The sequence below is a fragment of the Paraferrimonas sp. SM1919 genome, assembly GCF_010993985.1.
GTDB lineage: Bacteria > Pseudomonadota > Gammaproteobacteria > Enterobacterales > Shewanellaceae > SM1919.
Genome location: NZ_WINH01000025.1, coordinates 50600 through 57368 on the forward strand (window position 1 = coordinate 50600; position 6769 = coordinate 57368).

The 6769-nt window shown below is 41.2% G+C and carries 8 protein-coding genes and 1 pseudogene; 7 read left to right on the forward strand and 2 right to left on the reverse strand.

The genetic code is table 11. From position 1 onward, the window contains the following. The first annotated feature begins 2 nt into the window (after positions 1–2). The 7 genes from GFB48_RS14520 to GFB48_RS14550 all read left to right on the forward strand — a co-directional run bounded on the left by GFB48_RS14520 (position 3) and on the right by GFB48_RS14550 (position 5415). On the forward strand, positions 3–1115 hold the full coding sequence (locus GFB48_RS14520) for an NADH:flavin oxidoreductase (protein WP_163937327.1): 1113 nt from the start codon (positions 3–5) through the stop codon (positions 1113–1115). A 5-nt stretch (positions 1116–1120) separates the two neighbouring features. Beyond that, positions 1121–1387, forward strand: a complete 267-nt coding sequence (locus GFB48_RS14525) for a hypothetical protein (protein WP_163937296.1) — start codon at positions 1121–1123, stop codon at positions 1385–1387. Continuing rightward, positions 1377–1739: a DUF2147 domain-containing protein gene (locus GFB48_RS14530; protein ID WP_163937299.1), complete on the forward strand. Its 363-nt coding sequence runs from the start codon at positions 1377–1379 to the stop codon at positions 1737–1739. The genes GFB48_RS14525 and GFB48_RS14530 overlap by 11 nt, the downstream gene beginning before the upstream one ends. Positions 1740–1795: 56 nt before the next feature. Further along, on the forward strand, positions 1796–2425 hold the full coding sequence (locus tag GFB48_RS14535) for an RNA-binding S4 domain-containing protein (RefSeq protein ID WP_163937301.1): 630 nt from the start codon (positions 1796–1798) through the stop codon (positions 2423–2425). A 185-nt stretch (positions 2426–2610) separates the two neighbouring features. Continuing rightward, positions 2611–3690, forward strand: a complete 1080-nt coding sequence (locus tag GFB48_RS14540) for an SMP-30/gluconolactonase/LRE family protein (protein ID WP_205597745.1) — start codon at positions 2611–2613, stop codon at positions 3688–3690. A gap of 88 nt (positions 3691–3778) precedes the next feature. After that, positions 3779–4411, forward strand: coding sequence for an NAD(P)H-dependent oxidoreductase (locus GFB48_RS14545; protein ID WP_163937307.1), 633 nt, complete (start codon positions 3779–3781; stop codon positions 4409–4411). 347 nt (positions 4412–4758) lie between these two features. Further along, positions 4759–5415, forward strand: coding sequence for a methyltransferase (locus tag GFB48_RS14550; RefSeq protein WP_163937310.1), 657 nt, complete (start codon positions 4759–4761; stop codon positions 5413–5415). Positions 5416–5554: 139 nt separating this feature from the next. Here GFB48_RS14550 and GFB48_RS14555 read toward each other — a convergent pair. Together GFB48_RS14555 and GFB48_RS14560 are read right to left on the reverse strand one after the other, a co-directional pair. Continuing rightward, positions 5555–5981: pseudogene (locus GFB48_RS14555) on the reverse strand (transposase); the annotation flags it as partial. Between the two features lie 359 nt (positions 5982–6340). Further along, positions 6341–6592 (reverse strand): hypothetical protein, encoded by a 252-nt coding sequence (locus tag GFB48_RS14560; RefSeq protein ID WP_163937313.1) that lies wholly within the window; start codon positions 6590–6592, stop codon positions 6341–6343. Between the last annotated feature and the right edge of the window lie 177 nt (positions 6593–6769).

Here is a 6769-nt window from a genome sequence, read left to right on the forward strand (position 1 = left end):
CAATCATGAAGTCTGTAGAAGTACTGTTTCGCCCCTTTGAGTCAGAGAAACTCAATTTAAAAAACCGCTTAGTGATGGCGCCAATGACTCGCTCATTCTCTCCTGGCCATATCGCCAATGAACAAGTCGCTGGATATTACCGCCGCCGCGCTGAAGGTGGAGTAGGATTGATCATTACCGAAGGCACCATAGTCAATCATAAAGGCGCCAATGGTTATCCGAACGTACCTGCCATCTATGGTGAAAAAGCATTGGCAGGGTGGCAGCAGGTGGTCGAGCAAGTTCACCAAGCAGGGGCCAAAATTATCCCGCAATTATGGCATGTAGGCTCAGTTCGTCGTCAAGGTATAGGTCCAGATAAACAAGCGCCTGCCTATTCGCCATCTGGTTTATACAAGCCTGGTAAAGAAAATGGGGTGGCCATGACTCAACAAGACATTAATGACGTTATTGCCGCTTTTACCCAAGCAGCAGTGGATGCCCAGCGCATCGGTTTTGACGGCATTGAAATTCATGGTGCCCATGGTTATTTGATTGACCAGTTTTTATGGGAAGGTACCAACCAAAGAACAGATAAATACGGTGGTTCATTGGTTAAGCGTGCCCAATTTGCTATCGAATTAGTGCAAAGCGTACGTAAAGCTGTGGGGGATGCTTTTCCTATTATCTTTCGTTTTTCCCAGTGGAAGTCCCAAGACTATGGGGCTAAGTTAGCGAAAACCCCTGAAGAACTCTCTACTTTGGTCAATTTGCTTGCCGATGCTGGGGTGGATATTTTCCATGCCAGTACTCGCCGTTTTTGGGAGCCTGAATTTGCGGGGTCTGACCTAAACTTAGCAGGATGGACCCAAAAATTATCAGGTAAGCCGACTATTACGGTGGGTAGTGTTGGTCTGGATGATGATTTTCTAGAAGATAAAGGCCTAGCCATGAGCGAGCAGGCGAATATCAGTGGTATTGATAACCTAATCGAACGAATGCAAAACCATGAATTTGAGTTAGCCGCAGTGGGGCGCGCCATTCTTGTGGACGCGCAATGGCCGAATAAGGTGAAAAATGGCGAGCTAGATAGCCTTAAGCCATACACTAAAGAAGCCCTAATGAGCTTGAGTTAGGGTTAATGACGACAATAAAAATAGCCATGGCGTCAGCTTTAGTTGGCCCTGTAATTGGGCTAGGGCTGCTTGGGTTCAATTGGTACAACTACCCAGATTCGACCATTTTCTATCAAATATTCGCCATATTTGGCAAGTTAAGCATGAAGCTTATCTCTGAAGAGGCGCCTTTGGCTGTGAAATACGGATTTTTCATCGCTGGGCAGATACTCGGTTATAGTGCTATCACGCTAGTTATTGTTAAAGGAATGGGCAAATATCATGAAAGTTAAAAGCATTTTATTAGGCTTACTATTTAGTTTTAGCAGCACGGTTATTGCCAATCCCTTGACTGGCATTTATGTGACAAAAGAGCACAATACTCTAATTGAAGTCAGTCAAAACAAGGAGCAATGGCAGGGAGTGATCATTGCTTCTGATAATGCTAAGGCACCAATAGGTAAAGTGATTTTATCTGAGGTGGTAGCAACTGATACTGGATTCTCAGGTCAAATCTATTCACTAAAAAGAGAAAGTTACTACGACGTTGAATTGACACCAGAAAAGGAACAGTTGCAACTTGAAGTCTCAGTAGGTTTTTTCTCTAAAACGCTAATTTGGCAGCGTCTTGATACAATAGATTAAGGCGAACCTTTTGCCATGTGCTATCATCTGGCCATCGTCGTTAATTGAGAAGTAAAATGTCAGACCAACAGCCACAAGAAATCGAAATTGAAGCCATTGGCGTTGAAGTCGCCTCTGAACCAGTAGAGCTTTATAAAATGATGAAGCTTGCCAACGTCGTTAGCGCGGGGGCAGAAGCGAAACACCTTATTGCACAAGAATATGTGGCAGTAAATGGTGAGTTAGAAACCCGTAAACGCAGAAAGATGTTTTTTGGTGACTTCTTCCAGTTTGATGAAGAGTTTTATGTGCTGGTGGAAAACCCACAGGCGGAAAACTTTGACAGCGAAGGGGCAGATGACTATGGTCAGCCGTTTGCTGAAGATGAACAGCTTGATTGGCCAGAGGACTCATGGGTAGAAGTGCCTAAAGAACAAATTACAGCTGACAAATCAGCGAGCAAACAGACTCAAGCCAAAACAGCAGGACAGCCCCAACAAGCCAAAAAAGTACGCAAAAGTAAAAAGAAACCCCAGAAAAAAGTGGAGCAGGGTGTCAAAAATAAATCCGCAGTGAGTCGCTTTAAAAAGCAAAACAACAAAAAGAAAATGCCTAAACAGGGCACCGCTCACTCTGGCAAGGCTAATCAATCTAACGCCGAAGGCAAGTCAAAAACCACCGGCCGTAAAAATATTAATTTTATTTAATCACAACCTTGCACAACTTTTCTAGGCAGGGTTGTGTGGCCATTGATGTTTATTTAAAGGGTAAAGTCAGATAAATAGTTTTTTCATTGTTCATAAAAAAGTTACTATAAGCAATTACAAGAATGAGCTTTAAGTGGTTCACAAAGCTTAAATAATTCCGCTTTTGGATGTTTATAGGAGATAACATGAATAAGTGGTTAGTGTTTATTGCTTTGCTGGTGGCGTACTTTTTTGGGGCACCAGTCGCTGTTGAGCCTAAGTATTGGCAAGCCCCTGTGAACGCTGGTTTTGTTGGTGACTTTCAATCTAATAACAAACTTTCCCAGCTCAACTATATCGATATTGGCTCTTCCACTGGCCCAGAAGATGTTGTTTCAGACAATCTTGGCCGCTTATATGTTTCAACTCATCAAGGTGAGATTTTACGCACTAATGCCGATGGGAAATTTGAGCCATGGGTCATTTCTTTGGGGCGACCTCTTGGGATGGCGATTTATAAGCAGCATCTATATGTCGCAGATGCCTATCAAGGCTTAGTACAAGTCGACCTTCATTCAAAGCTAATTCGTTTATTAACAGATCAGGTAAATTCTCGCCCAATTAATTACGCCAATAATCTTGATATTAGTGATGAAGGTATCATCTATTTTTCTGATGCTTCTACTAAGTTTGGAGCCAAGCAGTTTGGCGGTACCTATGAGGCCAGTTTACTGGATCTTCTTGAGCATGGGCAACATGGACGAATATTGCAATATGATCTCAACAGCGGCATCACCAGTGTACTGATTGCTGAACTTAATTTTGCTAATGGGGTAGCGCTTAGTCACGATCAAAGTAGTCTTTATATTGCTGAAACAGGCGGATACCAGGTATATAAGTATCATTTAAAAGGAAACAATAAAGGAAAACTCGAACCATTTATCAGCAATCTGCCTGGTTTTCCAGATAATTTAACCCGTGGGCTCGATGGGCGTTATTGGCTAGGCTTAGCTTCTCCAAGAAATGAGCTTCTTGATCTATTATCCCAATGGCCAATTTTGAGAAAAATGCTACAACGCTTACCTGAATTTATAAGGCCCAAAGCGGTACATTACGGACATGTAATGGCCTTTGATGATCAAGGGCGTATTACCAGTTTACAGGATCCCCTTGGGCATTATGGGGTCAATACAGGTGCCTATGAAACCATCAATAGAATTTATATTGCTAGTTTAACCGCAGATAAATTAGCTTATATAGATAAACAAAATGTGCCATTTGATTAATGAGTTAACAGAAGCTAATAAAAAACCTTTACTGGGTTGATATTAAGTATGCGAACCCCATATCTATGATGATTCAAAAGGAGTAATCATGGAACTTTTAGAAAAACTTAACTGGCGTTACGCATGCAAAGCGATGAATGGTCAAGCAGTAGCACAAGATAAAATTGATAATATTATTGAGGCGATATCGTTAGCACCAACTTCATCTGGATTACAACCATTTGAAGTATTTATTGTCACCAACCCAGAAATAAAGCAACAAATTCGACAAGTATCTTGGGATCAATCAGTGATCACAGATTGTTCGCATTTGTTAGTTTTTGCTGCGTGGGACCATTACACGGAAGCGCGTATTAATAAGTCATTTGATTTAGTCAATGAGGTAAGGGGTTTTACCAATGAAGGTTGGGAAAATTATCGCCAAATGCTGTTAGGTTTGTATCCTAATAAAAGTAAAGAAGAAAACTTCAATCACGCCGCTAAACAAGCTTATATCGCATTTTCTCAAGCGATTACAGCAGCAGCCTTTGAAGGGGTTGATTCGACACCAATCGAAGGTTTTGAACCGGCAAAAGTGGATGAGATTTTAGGTTTAAAACAAAAAGGCCTCGGCAGCTGCGTGATGCTTACCTTAGGCTATCGTGATGCTGACAAAGATTGGTTAGTTAATTTAACTAAAGTAAGAAAACCTAAAACGGAACTGATCACAGAAGTGAATTAGTCATTAAGTTAACAGGGTTCAGTGATGAGCCCTGTTCATAACAAGCAATTTTCCCTGACAGCCTGCCAGCATAGCCCCATCACTAGCAAATTTTTAACCTAAATTAACGGCAATCATTGTGTTGTATGCTTTAGTATTGTATTACAGTCACCCACTGTTAAGTTATGACTAGACTAAATAACCAGACTTATCCCGCTTAAGGCTTGTGAGAAAATTTGGAGTAGTTTTCAGCGACACTCTATTAAAAACCTTGTGTTTTTATCTAGCTGCTATATGCTGGGGAACACTTCTTCGTTTGGTCATCTATCACATATATCTGGCTTAGCGCTTAATAATTGAGAAAGCCGATGACAGATCTCCGTTTATGTTACCAAACCATTGAGTTTGGTAAAGTCGACATTCACCTTTGCACACTAAGAAACAAACAAGAATTTTACGATCCAGACGGCGAGGCAGAACGCCTAGGCATTAGCTCCACTGTCTGGCCAATATTTGGCCTACTATGGCCATCAGGGATCGTACTGGCTAATTATATCAACAATTTTAATACCAGCTCCAAGCGTATATTAGAAATTGGTTGTGGTACAGCCTTGACCAGTCTTTTACTCAATAAGCGCCAAGATGATATTACTGCAACCGATTATCATCCAGAAGCTGGTAAATTTTTAAATAGAAATACCGACCTTAACTGTGATGATAGAATCACTTTTGTCAGGGTCGATTGGTCAGAGCAAGATACAGATCTTGGTTTATTTGATCTTATCATTGGCAGCGACTTGCTTTATGAGGATGATCACGTTGAACTTGTTGGAAATTTTATAAACAAGCATGCCAAACAAGAGTGTGAAGTGATTATTGTCGATCCCGGGCGAGGGCGGAAAAATAAACTTACCCAAAAAATGGAAGGTTTTGGCTACCGGTCATCACATTTAAGGCCAAATGATACAGACTATCTAGCAGAAGTATTTAAAGGGTATATTTTGAACTTTGAACGAGGCAAGTGAACTATTCAACGACACAGCTCCGCGCCTTTCAATAAAGCCTGTGATTTAAATCGACCTTCCCACAAATTTATCGGGAATAAATTTGAACGCCTTTAGGCGGCCCAGAGGTGAGCGCCATGGATGGCAGCGAATACAAGTGACCTGTGCAGATGTCTTCAGCATTCGCTTTTTGGGCAATAGGTTCATTAAGACAACGCATAAACCATGAAATGTCTGACAATCTTGAACGATACTCGGAAATGGCTTTACGCAGAGTCAGTGCTTCACCATCAAAGAGCAAGTCACCTTTTGCAAAGCGCAGGCTTAACAAGGTGGTTTTAAATAGCTTGTGCAATCACTCTACAACTTCTCTATCTGACCACTCATTATCTCGATAAATATCAATGTGTAAAACCAAGTGAAGATGGTTGGATCCCAAATCTGGTAAAGCGTGCATACGCGGCAACATCAATAGAAAAAAAGCCACTGAGCTTATTAATTAAAGATTCAACCCAGGCTCGGCGATAGTCGTAGTTTCTATTTGTGTATTTATCAAAACCACAGAGGAAAGCACGGCGCACAACAATAGAAACATCGAAGCCCTGTAGTTACCGAGCTTGCCCTTGTTGCCATGAGCCTATGTTGTTTAAAGGGATATTAATGAAGAAGGTGCTCAACCGAGCTTAAGTTCAACTTGAACAACTCTAGGAAAACACTCATTTAAACAGAGGAAACACACACAAAAAGGTTAAGAAACAGCAGTTTAGCCGCTTGGCTAAGGTCAGAACATATCTAAGAAAAAATGGCGATGAATCAACAGCCAAAACCCTATCAGAACACCACGCGCTATTTCCTATAAATAAGCAGACTCATCTAGCTTCGGGCTTGTTCAACAATCGGGATAAGGTCGCGGCTGCGCGCGGCCTATCCTTATTTGTTATAAGGCTTACCAAGGTATTTTAGTTGCTATTACAATTGCGCCTAAATAATTTGCAAATCCTATAGCTCTAATCGCACGCTCATTAAAAATAGGATTCGTTGCTTCCTTTTCTGTTCTTAATACGCGTTTTGTAAGAGGTACATATTTGAACGAGAAAATTTGAAACTTAACGAAAGCAAATGCTAAATGTTTTGGAAAGAATACCAACCAAGAGCCAAACACAATAAGAGTGACCATGTTTGAAACTGTGATTTCCATTTCTGAGCCTTATAACGCCTCGTTAAGAGGCAATAAAATAGTTGGCTAAAATTAGCGACGAAGGAGCAAAAGCCAACTGTTTTTTGTCCTTTTAAACGACTTGTTGAACGAAGCCGCTTCGCGGCAGAAAAAGCATAGTGGAGAGTCTTCTTAAATACTTCTAGTGACCAATAACGG

Excerpts from the sequence above, each read along its gene's own strand:
- GFB48_RS14540 (WP_205597745.1), top strand. The coding sequence starts at position 2,611 with ATGAATAAGTGGTTAGTGTTTATTGCTTTGCTGGTGGCGTACTTTTTT.
- GFB48_RS14560 (WP_163937313.1), bottom strand. The coding sequence starts at position 6,592 with ATGGAAATCACAGTTTCAAACATGGTCACTCTTATTGTGTTTGGCTCT.
- GFB48_RS14550 (WP_163937310.1), top strand. The coding sequence starts at position 4,759 with ATGACAGATCTCCGTTTATGTTACCAAACCATTGAGTTTGGTAAAGTC.
- GFB48_RS14535 (WP_163937301.1), top strand. The coding sequence starts at position 1,796 with ATGTCAGACCAACAGCCACAAGAAATCGAAATTGAAGCCATTGGCGTT.
- GFB48_RS14525 (WP_163937296.1), top strand. The coding sequence starts at position 1,121 with ATGACGACAATAAAAATAGCCATGGCGTCAGCTTTAGTTGGCCCTGTA.
- GFB48_RS14530 (WP_163937299.1), top strand. The coding sequence starts at position 1,377 with ATGAAAGTTAAAAGCATTTTATTAGGCTTACTATTTAGTTTTAGCAGC.
- GFB48_RS14545 (WP_163937307.1), top strand. The coding sequence starts at position 3,779 with ATGGAACTTTTAGAAAAACTTAACTGGCGTTACGCATGCAAAGCGATG.